This window comes from Burkholderia sp. JPY481, from assembly GCF_038900515.1.
Classification (GTDB): Bacteria; Pseudomonadota; Gammaproteobacteria; order Burkholderiales; family Burkholderiaceae; genus Paraburkholderia; species Paraburkholderia youngii.
Genome location: NZ_JAYMRT010000006.1, coordinates 111,163 through 125,096, shown reverse-complemented (window position 1 = coordinate 125,096; position 13,934 = coordinate 111,163). Strand labels below are relative to the sequence as shown.

Genomic DNA, 13,934 nt, shown 5'->3' with positions numbered 1-13,934 from the left:
CGCAGTCGGCTGACAACCTCACATCACTTCAGAAGGCAGTCGTCATTATTCAGTAGACCTCAATTGAACGGAGAGTAAATCATGAGCCGCCTTACCAACCGAATCGCCACAACGCTCGTCGTGCTTGGCCTGATGACTTCGGGCGCAGCTATCGCGCAGCAGCCAACCGCGACGGCGCCCCCGGTCGCAGAGGTTGCTACCGTACCGGCGACTACCCACAATGACCCTATCGTTCAGAAGCGAAACGAGATTCGCGAGGCCAACCGCGAACAACGCGCCCGGACCGCGGAAGCCAGAAAGGCATTCAGGGCTGAAGCTCGCGACGCCCGGCAAGAACGCAACCAGGCGGCGAGCGAGTCCCGCGACTGCGCACGCGCGGCCTTGGCTGAATCGGCACAACCTGGCACGACTCAGGCCGGCGCGGCGCATACCACCCAATGAGTCATAAACGCTACGGGGTTTGTTCAGGAAGAGCGGGCGACGGTCCTCAGCGGAGAACAATCCAATCAAAGATGATCAGTCGATACCCGGCCCTTCCTACCAGCGGAGCCCTCGCATGTGCGAGTGGCTCCGCATTTTTTATATGGCCGTTTTAGCAACTTCACCGAAGCATGCCGGCCGGCCACCTCACTCAAAACCCGAACTGTGCGACGCAGTCAACGAGGTTTGCAGCCTGTTTCCTCAAGCTCCCCACCGCCGCGGCGTTTTACTCGACGAGCGCTGCGTTGCGCTCCGTAGTTTTGTCCATCTGATTGACCGCCTGCGCACGCGGAATGCAAACCGCACCAGGGTAAATACAGATTCGAGCGCTCCCAAAGCTTTATAGAATGAGCAACATTAGCAAGGAGCAATAATGCTTGCTATAGATTAATCGAAGATATCCCGCAGAACCGGAGACGCCATGCAGATCGACTACCAAACGATGCGGTTCGACTACGAGCGAGCCGCCGACCACGATGCCGGTGCCCCGCTCACCTATCCGGTCGTCGTGATCGGCGCTGGCCCGGTCGGCTTGTCCGCGGCCATCGATCTGGCCCAGCAGGGCGTTCGCACCGTGCTGCTCGACAACGACGACACGCTGTCGAGCGGGTCGCGCGCAATCTGTTTTGCGAAGCGCACGCTGGAAATTTTCGACCGGCTCGGCTGCGGCAAACAGATGGTCGACAAAGGCGTGAGCTGGAACGTCGGCAAGGTGTTCCTGCAGGACGAGTTGATCTATACGTTCAATCTGCTGCCAGAAACAGGCCACGCGCGACCTGCGTTCATCAACCTGCAGCAGTACTACGTCGAAGGCTATCTGGCAGATCAGGCGAAGCAGACCGCGAATCTGCAGATGCGCTGGAAAAGCAATGTGATCGGTGTGACCCAGCAAGACGACTATGTCGAGTTGCAGGTCGAAACGCCGGACGGCATTTATCCGATGCGCGCGCAATACGTGGTCGCCGCCGACGGCGCGCGCAGCGCGGTGCGCAAGACGCTCGGTCTCGACAGCCACGGTCGCACCTTCAAGGACCGCTTCCTGATCGCGGATGTGAAAATGAAGGCGCCGTTTCCGACCGAACGCTGGTTCTGGTTCGATCCGCCCTTCCATCGCAATCAATCGGTACTGCTGCACAGGCAACCCGACAACGTCTGGCGCATCGATTTCCAGCTCGGCTGGGACGCCGATCCGGTCGCGGAGAAACAGCCTGAAAAAGTGATTCCGCGCGTCAAAGCGCTGCTCGGCGACGATGCCGAGTTCGAGCTCGAATGGGTCAGCGTCTACACGTTTTCGTGTTTGCGGATGGACAGCTTCCGGCATGGCCGCGTGCTGTTCGCGGGCGATTCGGCGCATGGCGTATCACCGTTCGGCGCGCGCGGCGCGAATAGCGGCGTGCAGGACGCCGACAATCTCGCCTGGAAGCTGCGGCTCGTCGTCAACGGCGACGCGCCGCCAACGCTGCTCGATACCTATGCATCGGAGCGCGAATATGCGGCGGACGAAAACATCCGGAACTCATCGCGCGCCACCGACTTCATCACGCCGAAAAGCGCGGTCTCGCGGATGTTCCGCGACGCCACGCTCAAGCTCGCGAAGGAGTGCCCGTTCGCGCGGCGCATGGTCAACAGCGGCCGTCTGTCGGTGCCGGCGATTCTGCGTGACTCGCCACTCAACACACCCGACGCCGACGCGTTCACCGGCGCGATGGTGCCCGGCGCAGCTAGCACCGACGCGCCCGTCAAGCTCGCTGGCGAAGACGCCTGGTTTCTGAATCAGACCGGACATGGCGGCTTCACGGGTGTGCACTTCTGCGGCCAGGGAGACGACCCGACGAAATGCGCCGAACAGCTTCGCGCGCTCGCATCTCTGGCGGTGCCGGTCCGCTCGTTGATCGTCGTGCCGCGTGGAGCGGCCGTGACCGCTCTGCCGGACATGCCTCACGTCACGGTGATCGAGGACGTAGAAGGCATCGTCACGCATCGCTTCGATGCGCGGCCTGGCACGTTTTATCTGCTGCGTCCGGACCAGCACGTCTGCGCGCGCTGGCGCGCTCTCGACACCGCATCGGTCACCAAGGCCGTGGATCGCGCAACCTGCAACGGATAACCATCATGACCAAGCTGAACATCGAAACGAACATGGCCGATCCCGATGCGTTCTATGAAAAACTCATCGACGCGCACAACGGACTGACCGACGAGCAAAGCCACTTCATGAACGCGAAGCTCGTGCTGCTGCTCGCGAACCACATCGGCGATGCCGACGTGCTGCTCGAAGCGCTCGCGCTGGCGCGCGCGGACTGAATGAGGTTCAGCGCCCGATCCAGCCGAACCGCCACGACAGCCGTCGTGTCGTGGCGAGCAGCGTCTGCGCGGTCGCGCCGCCCATGCTGAAGTCGGAGCCGCCCGACGGACCGATCACCGCGACCACCAGACTGACGCTGCCCGTGTGATCGAACACGGGCGCGGCCAACGCGCCGATGCCCGGCACCGGCGCATCGAGTGCGTCATCGATACCATCCTCCCGCACCTTCGCGCGGCGTGCCAGATAGGCCGGGACCAATGACGGCGCGCCCTTTTTCGACGACACGAACACCTCCGCGGCCGGCGCGCCAGCAAGTCTGATCGATTCCTGCGACAACAGCCCGGCCAACACGTCGTCCGCGAGATGCGCGGCGAACACGCGCCCTATCGCCGTGTTGACGAGCGACATCACCGTGCCTACGCGCAGGCTCACGTGCTGCGGTCGCGCCGATTCTTCGAAGCGGATAACGGTAGGTCCCAAAGGTCCAAGAATCGCGACCGCGACGCTCATGCCGGACTCCGCCGCGAGCGTCACGATCTCCGGTTCGGCATCGCGAATCGGCGACATGCGCTGCAACGCGATCAGGCCGAGTTCCATGCCGAGCGGTCCCGCGCTGAAAAGACCCGCGTCGTCGCGGCTCAGCAAGCCCACCTTGAGCAGACTCACCAGATGCGGAAACGCCTTGGCAGCGGGCATATCGGCGGCGGCGGCCAGATCGCGCAGCGACAGCGGACGGCCGGCGGCAACGAGCGCCAGCAGGAGATCACCGGTGTTGTCGAGCGCGCTGATGCCGCGCTGAGCTTTCGTATCGCTGAGTGGGGGCGTGTTCGCGTCGGACGCGTCCGGGGTTTCGATCTGCATGATTCTCAGGTGGGTGTGACCAGCGCTTCGGTGATGCGTCGGGAAGTGTCGAGCAACTGACGTGCGACCGCGCCATCCCACGCGACGTCGATCGAGCCCGACGATCCGATCGCCGTCAACGCGAGTTGCATCCGTTGGTCGCCATCGAACACCGGCACACTCAGACTGCTGATGCCCGGGCTCGGCGCATCGATGCCGCGCTCGATGCCGCGCGCGCGGATCTCATCGAAGCGCTCGCGCCATTCGGCGCTGGCCGGCCCTTTGGCGCCGCGGCTGCGCGCCGGTGCAGGCTCCGCCGCTTGCGCCTGGCTTCGCGCCATTTCCGCGACCTGCTCGGGCGCGCAGAACGCGCAGAAGACGCGGCCCGTCGAGGTCGCTTCGAGCGACATCACCGTGCCGATGTGCAGATTGACATGCAGTGGCGCACCGCTGCGCTCGTATCGCACGATGGTCGGTCCCTGCACGCCCGCCACGCAGATCGCCACGCAAAGACCGATCCGCTCGGCGAGCGCAGCCGCGTGGGGCGCCGCGATGCGATAGACGGGCTGCTGTTCGATATGCATCAGGCCAAGCCGCAACGATAGCGGGCCCGGCTCGTAGTTTCCGGTCAGCGCGTCGCGTTTGACGAGGCCGAGGCGCGTCAGGCTCACCAGATACGTATGCGCCTGCGCCGACGACAGTTGCGCCTCGCCGGCCAGTTCGGTCAGCCCGAGCGGTTCGCGCTGTCGCGCCAGCGCCTGCAGCAGCCGGCCGCCGACCTCGACGCTTTGAATGCCACGCTGTTTCTTTTCGCTTGTCGTATCAGCCATCGTGTTGTCCGACCTTGTCCGAAGGAGGTTTGGCCCGTTCGGTGTCGCCCGTGGAAGGCCTAGATGGTATCCGATCGGACCGTGCCGACCAACCAACGGAGTTTACCCTAGCTTAGTCAATGACAAGGTATTTTGTCATTGACAAATATCCGAGCGACGACGACTATTAGTCATCCCCCAACGAGTCGTGAGACGGAGACAGACATGGCGAAGGCTTTCGCATCCCAGGCCGACCTGGAAGAAAAGAAGATCACGTGGACCCAATTGTCGGAAAACGCGTATGCGTACACGGCCGAGGGCGACCCTAACTCGGGCGTGATCATCGGCGACGACGGCGTGCTGATCGTCGACACCACCGCCACGCCGGCCATGGCGCAAGACCTGATCGCGAAGATCCGCAGCGTCACCGACAAGCCGATCAAATACGTCGTGCTGTCGCACTATCACGCGGTGCGCGTGCTGGGTGCGTCGGCGTACTTCAAGGAAGGCGCGCAGCAGGTGATCGCGAGCCGCGGCACCTACGAAATGATCGTCGAGCGCGGCGAAGCGGATATGAAGTCGGAGATCGAACGCTTCCCGCGCCTTTTTGCAGGCGTCGAAACGGTGCCCGGCCTGACGTGGCCGACGCTGGTGTTCGAAAAGGAAATGACGCTCTTTCTCGGCAAGCTCGAAGTGCGCATCGCGCATCTCGGCTCGGGCCACACGAAGGGCGACACGATCGTCTGGCTGCCGTCGCAGAAGGTGTTGTTCTCCGGCGACCTGGTCGAGTACGACGCGGCCTGTTACTGCGGCGACGCGCAACTCGAACAATGGCCAGCGACGCTCGAAGCATTGCGCGCGCTGAATGCGCAGAAGCTGGTGCCGGGTCGCGGCCCCGCACTGCTGTCGCCGGCGGAGGTAAACAAGGGCCTCGACTACACCAAAGACTTCGTGACCACGCTGTTGCAGGCGGGCCGCGATGCATTCAGGGACAAGCTCGATCTGAAGGGCGCGATGGCGCTCACGCGCAAGGCGATGGACCCGAAGTTCGGCAACGTCTTCATCTACGAGCATTGCCTGCCGTTCGACGTGTCGCGAGCCTACGACGAAGCAAGCGGTATCAGCCATCCGCGCATCTGGACCGCGCAGCGCGACAAGGAAATGTGGGACGCGCTGCAGAGCTGATCGCCCCACGCACTCCGGGAAAGACCGTCCGGTCTTTCCTTATCCCGTTCAAACCATGAAGGCGCGCTAGACGCCTCGGGCGCGCTCGTCTTCGCACAGGCGCGCTCCGCACCTGGAGCGAGACATGCAGCATTCCCTCGATGGCAACGTCATTGGCCACGCCGCGTCGGTCGCGAGCGACGATTCGATGTTCAGAAAGGTCGCGTGGCGCATCGTGCCGTTTCTGTTTCTTTGCTACGTCGTGTCGTTTCTGGACCGGATCAACATCGGCTTCGCGCAATTGCAGATGAAGCATGATCTCGGCTTCAGCGACGCGATGTACGGACTCGGCGCAGCCGTGTTCTATGTCGGGTACGTTCTGTGCGAGGTGCCGAGCAATATTCTGTTGGCCAAATACGGCGCGCGTAAAACCTTCATGCGGATCATGCTGCTGTGGGGCATCGCGTCGATGTGCATGATGTTCGTGTCGAAGCCCGCGCACTTCTACGTACTGCGCTTCATGCTGGGCGTGTTCGAGGCGGGCTTTTTCCCCGGCATCGTGCTGTACTTGACGTACTGGTTTCCGGCCAGCCGGCGCGCCGCCGTGATTTCGGTGTTTTTCGCAGGCGTGGCGGTCGCGGGCGTGCTCGGCGGACTTTTCTCCGGCTGGATCATGCGCGACATGAGCGGCGTGCTGAACCTGTTCGGATGGCAATGGATGTTTGCGATCGAAGGCGCACCGGCTGTAATTCTCGGACTCCTGTCGTGGCGCTTTCTGCTCGACAAGCCGCACGACGCGAGCTGGCTCACGCAGGCTGAAAAGGATCGGCTCGTCGCTCTGTGCGCGCAAGGCCAGGGGAAAAACAGTGGGCGTGACGGTCGCAGCTTCGCTGCGGCGTTGCTCAATCCGCGCGTCTATCTGTTCGCGTTCATCTATTTTTCGCTGACCTGTGCATCGCTGACGCTCAACTTCTGGATGCCGTTGATGATCCGTGATTTCGGCGTTCAGGATGTGGTCGCCGTGAGTCTTTATACGGTGGTGCCGAATGCGATCGGCGCGGTGGGTCTGATTCTGATTGCGCGCCGCTCGGATCGAACAGGGGAACGGCGGAAACATTTCGCTTTCTGCACCGTGGTCGGTGGTCTCGCGCTTGCGGCGCTTACACTGCACCTGAACAGCTTTGCCGCGATGCTGGCAATTTTGTCGCTGGCCTCTGTGTTGATCTTCGCGGCGCTGCCGATCTTCTGGGCCGTTCCTACCAGCTATCTGTCTGGCAAAGCGGCTGCGTCTGGCATTGCGTTCATTAGCAGCATTGGCATCACGAGCGGCATCGTCAGCCCGTGGGTGATCGGGCAGATACGCACGGCGACGGGCAGTATGGATCTCGCCGTTTATATTCTGGCTGGGCTGCTTGTGCTTAGCGGGGGCGCGTTGATGGCGGGCGTCAAAGGCGATGTGATGCGACGGTGATGCGTGATTGACTGGTTGTCGCTGGCGTCGCAGAGTCAGGTTGCGCGCCGCGAAACGAGTGTTCGCGCCGCAATCGGGATAGACGATCCTTCAGGCACGGCTAATGCAGATCACGATGGCACCGGCTCCAGCATCGAAAGGAAAAGCCATGTCCACCATGCCATCCGCCATCAGACATCCAGCCGGACATCCGTCGTATCGGGATGTCGTGACGGGCGCGAGCGGCTGATGCGCTCCGCTCGATCGTCTGCCGCGTGGATGCACCGGTGCGGATACCGGGACGGAGTCGTGACTCTCCCAACGATCCGCTCGTCCAACAGATGGCGCTTGATGGTCGCGCTCGTGCTGAGCGGATCGGCGATGTGGAGTGCCGATCCCGCTTGCGCAGTCTACGCGATCGCGCAATACGGCGAGCCCAAATATCCCGCTGATTTCAAGCACTTCGACTACGTCAATCCCGACTCCCCACGCGACGGCGCGCTCGTTCTCGCGAATCCGAACCGGCTGACCAGCTTCGACAAATTCAACCCATTTACGCTGCGAGGCAATCCCGCACCGGGACTGGGACTGATGTTCGAAAGCCTGACGACCGGCAGCGCCGACGAAGTGGCGAGCGCGTACTGCCTGCTCGCCGACGACATCGACGTCGCCAGGGACGGCCTGTCGACAACCTTCCGCATCAATCCGAAAGCGCGCTTCTCGAACGGCGACCCCGTCACCGCAGCGGACGTCAAGTTCTCGTTCGACACCCTGAAAAGTCCGCAGGCGCTACCGCAGTTCGCGGTGTACTTCGGGCAGATCGCGCGAGCGGTGGTAATCGACCGGCTCACGATTCGCTTCGATTTCAAGGTCGCGACACGCGAGATGCCGCTGCTCGCGGGCGGAATTCCGGTGTTTTCGCACAAGTGGGGCATGCGGCCGGACGGCACGCGCATTCCTTTCGATCAGCTCGCGTTCGAGAAGCCGATCGCAAGCGGCGACTATCTGATCGACCGATACGACAACGGCCGAACCATCAGCTACGAGCGCAACCCGAACTACTGGGGCGCGTCGCTGCCCGTCCGCGTCGGCACGCACAACTTCGCGCGCATCGACTACAAGCTGTATGCGGACGCGGTCGCTCAACTCGAAGCGTTCAAGGCGGGCGAGTATGACGTGCTCGTCGAACACACCGCACAGAGCTGGGTGCGGCGCGATATCGGCAAGCGCTTCGACAGTGGCGAGCTGATCAAGCGCGAGTTTCCTCATCACAACGGCGTGGGCATGCAGGGCTTTTTCATCAACCTGCGGCGGCCGCTCTTTCAGGACGTGCGCGTGCGCGAGGCGCTCGATCTCGCGTTCGACTTCGAGTGGCTCAACCGGCAGCTTTTCTACGATCAGTACAAGCGCACCGACAGCTTCTTCGTCAACACGGACCTGCAGGCCAAGGGCAAACCCAGCGAAGGCGAACTCGCGATTCTGGAGCCGTTGCGCAATCAACTCGATCCCGCCGTGTTCGGCGAGATGCCGCAACAGCCCGACACCGATCCGCCCGGATCGCTGCGCGCCAACCTGATCAAGGCGCGCGAGCTGCTCGCGCAGGCGGGCTGGACGTATCGCGACGGCGCGCTGCGTAACGCGAACGGTCAGCCGTTCGTCTTCGAGCTGCTCGGCGACACGGGTGGCGGCGTGTCGATGGAGCCGGTCGCCGCTGCGTTCGGCCGCAATCTGCAGAAGCTCGGCATCACGATGAACTTTCGCACCGCCGATTTCGCACTGATTCAAAAGCGCATCGACGCGTTCGACTTCGACATGACGACCGTACGTCTGCCTGACGTACAGGTGCCGGGCACCGAGCAGCTATCGCGCTTCGGCAGCCAGTACGCGGACGAGCCGGGCTCCGACAATCTCGCCGGTGTGAAGTCGCCGGCCATCGACGCGATCCTGCGCAAGGTGCTGGGCGCGCAAACGGACGAGCAGCTCGTCGATGCGACCCACGCGCTCGACCGGGTGTTGATGAACGGCTATTACGTGATCCCGCATTGGTATTCCGCGGTCCATCGCATCGCGTACCGGAATAGCCTCGCCTATCCGGCGAAGCTGCCGCTTTACTTCTCCGCCGACGAATGGGTTCTGTCGACGTGGTGGCGCAAAGCGGCTGGACCGAAACTTGCACGCCCTCCATGATTGGAGGACAACGATCATGAGCAGACTACTCTTTGCAACCATCGTATCGGTCGGCCTCGCGGGGTGCGTCGTCGCCCCGCCGCCGCCCAGCTATGGCTATGGATATGAGCCAGCACCCGCCTACGGCTATGCCCCCGGGTACTACGTCGCGCCGCCGGCCGTGAGCCTGGGCATCGGCATTGGCGGTTACTGGGGTGGCCATGGAGGCCATTGGCACGGCCATTGAATCAGACGATCCAGGTGGCTCTTCCAAACCAGGGTAAACATCCATCCTCGCACGAAGTACTTCAAAATGGTTGGGGTACGGAGTATATTCGCGTTCAGCAGATATTTACTGAACGGAGGAGGACGGTATGCAATTTCATCTCAACGGTTTCCGGGTCGGCGATCCGACGATCGAGCCAGCCATCAGCAACGCGCATGATGCGCAGATGCCGGAGAAGGTCGACGTGCTGATCGTCGGCAGCGGCCCTGCCGGAGTCGTGCTGGCGGCGCAGCTGTCGCAATTCCCGTCGATCAACACGCGCATCGTCGAACGTCGTGACGGACCGTTGCAGATGGGACAGGCCGATGGCGTAGCGTGCCGTACCGTCGAGATGTTCAATGCGTTCGGCCTCGCAGATCGCCTGCTGCAAGAAGCCTATTGGGTCAATGAAACGGTATTCTGGCGACCCGATGCAAATGACCGCGGCGCGATCAGTCGTACCGGCCGAGTTCAGGATACCGAAACGGGACTGTCGGAATTTCCGCACGTCATCGTCAATCAGGCGCGTATCCAGGAGTATCTGCTCGACGTGATGCGTCGCTCCGCGCGCCGGATCGAGCCGGACTACGGCCTCGAACTGGTCGACGTCCAGCGCGACGATACGAACGAATACCCGGTGCTGGTCACGCTGCGGCGCACCGATCCCGCGCGTCTCGACGAGACCGTGACCGTGCGCGCGCGCTATGTCGTCGGTTGCGACGGCGCGCGCAGCCGGGTACGCACCGCCATCGGACAAACGCTACGCGGTGACGCGGCCAACCATGCGTGGGGCGTGATGGATGCGCTGGCCGTTACCGACTTCCCGGACATCCGGCTGAAAGCGGCGATTCAATCCGCGAGCAAGGGCAACCTGCTGATCATTCCGCGTGAAGGCGGATATCTGGTTCGCTTCTATGTCGACCTCGGCGACGTCACGCCGGAGAATCGCGACAACCTCAAGCAGATCACGGTCGATCGCATCATCGAGACGGCGCAGAGCATCCTCCATCCCTATACGCTCGACGTTAAAGAAGTGGCGTGGTTCTCGGTCTACGAGGTCGGTCAGCGTCTCACCGACCGCTTCGACGACGCTATCGCCGCCGACGGCACTTCACGCGAACCGCGCGTGTTCATCGCGGGCGACGCCTGCCATACGCATAGCGCCAAGGCGGGCCAAGGCATGAACGTGTCGATGCAGGACGGCTTCAATCTGGGCTGGAAGCTCGGCGCGGTGCTGGAAGGCCGCAGCGACGCCGATCTGCTGCGCACGTATTCGGACGAGCGCCAACCCATCGCGCAGGAGCTGATCGATTTCGACAAGGAATGGTCGGCAATGATGGCCGCTCCGCCGAAGGACCCCAACCGGCCCGAAGCAGGCGGTGTCGATCCCGCTGAGCTTCAGGCGTACTTCGTTCGCGCTGGCCGCTACACGGCTGGTGTCGCGACGCGTTACCGGCCGGCCACCCTGACCGGTGAAGCGACGCATCAGGCGCTCGCCAAAGGCTTTACGATCGGCACGCGCTTTCACTCGTCGCCTGTGGTTCGCCTCGCTGACGCGAAGCCGTTCCATCTCGGGCATGCCGCGCAAGCGGACGGCCGTTGGCGTCTGTACGCTTTTGCGGACGCAACGGGTCGTGCGCTGAATGCGTTGTGCGAGTATCTCGACAAGTCGCCGGAATCCGTTTTGCGGCTCTTTACGCCGAAGGATGCAGACGTGGACAGCGTTCTCGATCTGCGCGCGGTATTGCAACAGCCGCATCGCGAAGTCCGTCTCCAGGACATCCCTGCTCTGCTGCTGCCGCGCAAGGGTCTCCACGGCCTGATCGACTACGAAAAGGCATTTACGAGCGACGCGACGACTGATATCTTCGACGAGCGCGGCATCGATCGCGAACAAGGTGCACTCGTGGTGGTACGTCCCGACCAATACGTGGCCCATGTTCTCCCATTGAATGCATACGCGGAGTTGAACGCCTTCTTCCGGCCCATCTTTCGCGCGCGTTAAACCATAACTAAATCCGACACTCCGAAATTGCCGATCAAACCTGAAGACGCCGGCGCGCTCCCGAAATTTACTGGCAGCCTGGTGCGCCGTGCCCAGCAGCGCCATGCAGCGGTCTGGCTGAGTGAGGTCTCCGCTGAGATCACGAGCGTGCAGTACGCGGCGCTCGAGGTCTTGCACGAGACACCTGGCGTCAGTCAGCGGCAACTCGGAGACAAACTCGATGTGGATCGTTCGACGATCGCCGATCTCGTTGCACGTATGGTGCGCAATGGCCAGATCGAGCGCGCCGACGATCCTGTCGACAAGCGCAGTTATGTGTTGTATCTCACCGCTGCCGGCAAGAAGCAACTTGCGGCCTTGCGTCCGCGCGTCGAGCAGGTCGAGCGCATTCTCACTGAACGACTGACGGCAAGCGAATTGGCGCAGTTGCGCCGCTTGCTTGCGGCGCTGTTGCCGCCGCAGGCTTGATGCGCTTACCGCTTCAATAAGCCCGTCGGTCGAATTCTTGTCAAAGCTTGCCCGGTCGAGGGTCGGGCACGAAGCCATCCCGGTTGGGCATACGGATAGCGGCGAGCGAATGCGCGTCGAGACGCGCATCGTCCGGCACGATGCCGTTGCGGTTCAAGATCCACGCGCTGAGCGCATACACCTCATCCGCGCTCAGCGACTGCGGCGCGTTATACGGCATCGCCCGGTTTATATAGTCGAACAGCGTCGTCGCATACGGCCAGTAGCTGCCAACGGTGCGCTTCGGATTCGCGGTCGCGAGCGTGCCCGCTCCACCGATCAGTTGATCGCCGATCAGCCCCTCGCCTTTCGCGCCATGACAGGCCGCGCATTTCGCCGCGAAAATGCGGCCACCCGTTGCGACGTCGCCGCTGCCGGTGGGCAAGCCTTGGCCGTTCGGCGCGACATCGATATTCCATGCGCTCAGAGCGGATTCGCTGACAGGCTTGCCGATCGCGTCGACGGATGAACGCCAGCGCGCTTGCGCGGCGGCAGCGGACTGCACGTCGCGGGTTGCATCGAAAGAAGACGAACAGCCAGCGAGCAGACTGCTAGCCGTGACCCATGCCAGCAGAGCGCGCATCGTTTTCGATTTCGAAGCACCGAACTGCACAGGCTCACGCATTTTTAACGCTCCCATCGGCTTCGATGCGCCACTGCTGAATGCCGTTGTAGTGATAGTTCGAGTTCAGTCCACGGGCCGCGACGAGCGCCTCGCGCGTCGGTTGAACGTAGCTGGTCGAATCCGTTGCGCGCGACAGGATGGCGCTCGGCGCACCGTTCCACACGAAGCCGGCCTGGAAGCGGGTCAACGCGCGATCGCGCGCCGGCTCGTCGAGCACCGCGGCCTGCCATGTCGCTCCACTGTCGGTGGATACCTCGACCTTGCGAATCGCTCCGCGCCCCGACCACGCGAGCCCGACGATCGGATAGAAGCCCTGCGCGGTCAGCCGCTGTCCGGCGGAAGGCCGCGTGATCACCGACTTCGCATCCATCTCGAACACGAATTGACGCGCGCGGCCGTCGGGCAGAATGCTCGTGTATTTGGACGTTTCTTCGCGGGTCTGCAACGGCGCATCGACGACTTTCAGCCGCCGCAGCCATTTCACGTTGGTATTGCCCTCGAAGCCCGGCACCAACAGACGCAGCGGATAGCCGTTCTCCGGCCGCAGGCGTTCGCCGTTTTGCGCATAGACGACGAGCGCGCGCTCGAGAATCCGCTCGAGCGGCAAACTGCGCGTCATCGCGGCGGCGTCTGCGCCTTCCGCGAGCAGCCACTGCGGCGTTGCGCCGTCGCTGGTCGGCGTGCGTCCGCCGACGGCTTCGAGCAGCGTCGACAGCCTGACGCCGGTCCACTCGCAGCACGACAGCAGTCCGTGCGTGATCTGCACGGGCAGCCCGCTCGGTCCTTTCCATTCGCTCGCCGTGTTGCCCGAACACTCGAGAAAATGAATGCGCGACTCCGAAGGCAGGCGCAGCAGATCGTCCATCGTGAAGAGCTTCGGCTCGCGCACGAGACCGTGAATCACGAGCCGGTGCGCGTCGGGATCGATATCGGGCACCCCGGCATGATGCCGCTCATAGACGAGCCCGTTCGGGGTGATCGAGCCATGCAGATCCGCGAGCGGCGTCAGCGACGATGCGGCGCCCGGCATCGGCCACGCCCGCGCGGCACGGCGAATCACGTTCGACTCGCGCGGCGACGGCAGCCCGTACGGATGCTCGAGAATCGGCGCGCCGGGTGTTTGTGTCCAAGGATCGACGCCCAGCGGCTTGAGCAGCGTCGCCGCCTTCAGGTTCGGCGCGGCCAACGCGGACAACGCGAGACCGCCCAACAGGCGCCGACGCGGCGACGCGGGTTTCGACGCATCATGCGCGTCGCTAGTGATACTGGGATGTCGCGACATGCTCGTGCCGGCGAGGCGGCCTGGGTTGATCGACAA

At 63.0% G+C, this 13,934-nt stretch carries 13 protein-coding genes; 9 read left to right on the top strand and 4 right to left on the bottom strand.

All coding sequences use genetic code 11. The features are described from left to right. The first annotated feature begins 81 nt into the window (after positions 1 to 81). The 3 genes from VSR82_RS16965 (at position 82) to VSR82_RS16955 (ending at position 2,784) form a co-directional block, all read left to right on the top strand. A complete protein-coding gene (locus VSR82_RS16965; RefSeq protein ID WP_498857941.1) occupies positions 82 to 441 on the top strand; it encodes a hypothetical protein in 360 nt (119 codons plus the stop codon). A 460-nt stretch (positions 442 to 901) separates the two neighbouring features. Further along, positions 902 to 2,587: an FAD-dependent oxidoreductase gene (locus VSR82_RS16960; protein WP_429462637.1), complete on the top strand. Its 1,686-nt coding sequence runs from the start codon at positions 902 to 904 to the stop codon at positions 2,585 to 2,587. 5 nt (positions 2,588 to 2,592) lie between these two features. Further along, on the top strand, positions 2,593 to 2,784 hold the full coding sequence (locus VSR82_RS16955) for a DUF2783 domain-containing protein (RefSeq protein WP_013094246.1): 192 nt from the start codon (positions 2,593 to 2,595) through the stop codon (positions 2,782 to 2,784). Positions 2,785 to 2,791: 7 nt separating this feature from the next. On the opposite strand, the gene VSR82_RS16950 is transcribed toward VSR82_RS16955, so the two are convergent. Next, entirely contained in the window at positions 2,792 to 3,646 is an 855-nt protein-coding gene (locus VSR82_RS16950; protein ID WP_368583928.1) for an IclR family transcriptional regulator, read from the bottom strand. A 5-nt stretch (positions 3,647 to 3,651) separates the two neighbouring features. Further along, positions 3,652 to 4,455, bottom strand: coding sequence for an IclR family transcriptional regulator (locus VSR82_RS16945; protein ID WP_410850079.1), 804 nt, complete (start codon positions 4,453 to 4,455; stop codon positions 3,652 to 3,654). Between the two features lie 204 nt (positions 4,456 to 4,659). Between VSR82_RS16945 and VSR82_RS16940 the strand changes: the two genes are divergently transcribed. The 6 genes from VSR82_RS16940 to VSR82_RS16915 all read left to right on the top strand — a co-directional run bounded on the left by VSR82_RS16940 (position 4,660) and on the right by VSR82_RS16915 (position 11,952). Beyond that, a complete protein-coding gene (locus VSR82_RS16940; protein WP_368583930.1) occupies positions 4,660 to 5,619 on the top strand; it encodes an MBL fold metallo-hydrolase in 960 nt (319 codons plus the stop codon). A gap of 124 nt (positions 5,620 to 5,743) precedes the next feature. Continuing rightward, a complete protein-coding gene (locus VSR82_RS16935) occupies positions 5,744 to 7,069 on the top strand; it encodes an MFS transporter (protein ID WP_429462642.1) in 1,326 nt (441 codons plus the stop codon). Positions 7,070 to 7,399: 330 nt separating this feature from the next. Next, positions 7,400 to 9,235, top strand: coding sequence for an extracellular solute-binding protein (locus VSR82_RS16930; protein ID WP_498857979.1), 1,836 nt, complete (start codon positions 7,400 to 7,402; stop codon positions 9,233 to 9,235). Positions 9,236 to 9,251: 16 nt separating this feature from the next. Continuing rightward, positions 9,252 to 9,461, top strand: coding sequence for a hypothetical protein (locus tag VSR82_RS16925; RefSeq protein ID WP_368583932.1), 210 nt, complete (start codon positions 9,252 to 9,254; stop codon positions 9,459 to 9,461). Positions 9,462 to 9,588: 127 nt separating this feature from the next. Further along, positions 9,589 to 11,484: an FAD-binding monooxygenase gene (locus VSR82_RS16920; RefSeq protein ID WP_429462646.1), complete on the top strand. Its 1,896-nt coding sequence runs from the start codon at positions 9,589 to 9,591 to the stop codon at positions 11,482 to 11,484. Positions 11,485 to 11,511: 27 nt separating this feature from the next. Further along, the gene (locus VSR82_RS16915; RefSeq protein ID WP_013094239.1) at positions 11,512 to 11,952 is read left to right on the top strand and encodes a MarR family winged helix-turn-helix transcriptional regulator; all 441 of its coding nucleotides are present in this window, start codon (positions 11,512 to 11,514) and stop codon (positions 11,950 to 11,952) included. Between the two features lie 40 nt (positions 11,953 to 11,992). Here VSR82_RS16915 and VSR82_RS16910 read toward each other — a convergent pair whose 3' ends face one another. Together VSR82_RS16910 and soxC are read right to left on the bottom strand one after the other, a co-directional pair. Then, complete coding sequence (locus VSR82_RS16910; protein ID WP_429462648.1) at positions 11,993 to 12,616, bottom strand: c-type cytochrome; 624 nt, start codon at positions 12,614 to 12,616, stop codon at positions 11,993 to 11,995. Next, positions 12,609 to 13,898: a sulfite dehydrogenase gene (gene soxC / locus VSR82_RS16905; RefSeq protein ID WP_498857940.1), complete on the bottom strand. Its 1,290-nt coding sequence runs from the start codon at positions 13,896 to 13,898 to the stop codon at positions 12,609 to 12,611. Before soxC ends, VSR82_RS16910 begins: the two co-directional genes overlap by 8 nt. Positions 13,899 to 13,934: the final 36 nt, after the last annotated feature.

Bases quoted from the DNA above. Each gene is read 5' to 3' on its own strand.
- VSR82_RS16955 (WP_013094246.1), top strand. From the start codon at position 2,593: ATGACCAAGCTGAACATCGAAACGAACATGGCCGATCCCGATGCGTTC.
- VSR82_RS16960 (WP_429462637.1), top strand. From the start codon at position 902: ATGCAGATCGACTACCAAACGATGCGGTTCGACTACGAGCGAGCCGCC.
- soxC (WP_498857940.1), bottom strand. From the start codon at position 13,898: ATGTCGCGACATCCCAGTATCACTAGCGACGCGCATGATGCGTCGAAA.
- VSR82_RS16930 (WP_498857979.1), top strand. From the start codon at position 7,400: ATGGTCGCGCTCGTGCTGAGCGGATCGGCGATGTGGAGTGCCGATCCC.
- VSR82_RS16945 (WP_410850079.1), bottom strand. From the start codon at position 4,455: ATGGCTGATACGACAAGCGAAAAGAAACAGCGTGGCATTCAAAGCGTC.
- VSR82_RS16920 (WP_429462646.1), top strand. From the start codon at position 9,589: ATGCAATTTCATCTCAACGGTTTCCGGGTCGGCGATCCGACGATCGAG.
- VSR82_RS16925 (WP_368583932.1), top strand. From the start codon at position 9,252: ATGAGCAGACTACTCTTTGCAACCATCGTATCGGTCGGCCTCGCGGGG.
- VSR82_RS16950 (WP_368583928.1), bottom strand. From the start codon at position 3,646: ATGCAGATCGAAACCCCGGACGCGTCCGACGCGAACACGCCCCCACTC.
- VSR82_RS16935 (WP_429462642.1), top strand. From the start codon at position 5,744: ATGCAGCATTCCCTCGATGGCAACGTCATTGGCCACGCCGCGTCGGTC.
- VSR82_RS16910 (WP_429462648.1), bottom strand. From the start codon at position 12,616: ATGCGTGAGCCTGTGCAGTTCGGTGCTTCGAAATCGAAAACGATGCGC.
- VSR82_RS16965 (WP_498857941.1), top strand. From the start codon at position 82: ATGAGCCGCCTTACCAACCGAATCGCCACAACGCTCGTCGTGCTTGGC.
- VSR82_RS16940 (WP_368583930.1), top strand. From the start codon at position 4,660: ATGGCGAAGGCTTTCGCATCCCAGGCCGACCTGGAAGAAAAGAAGATC.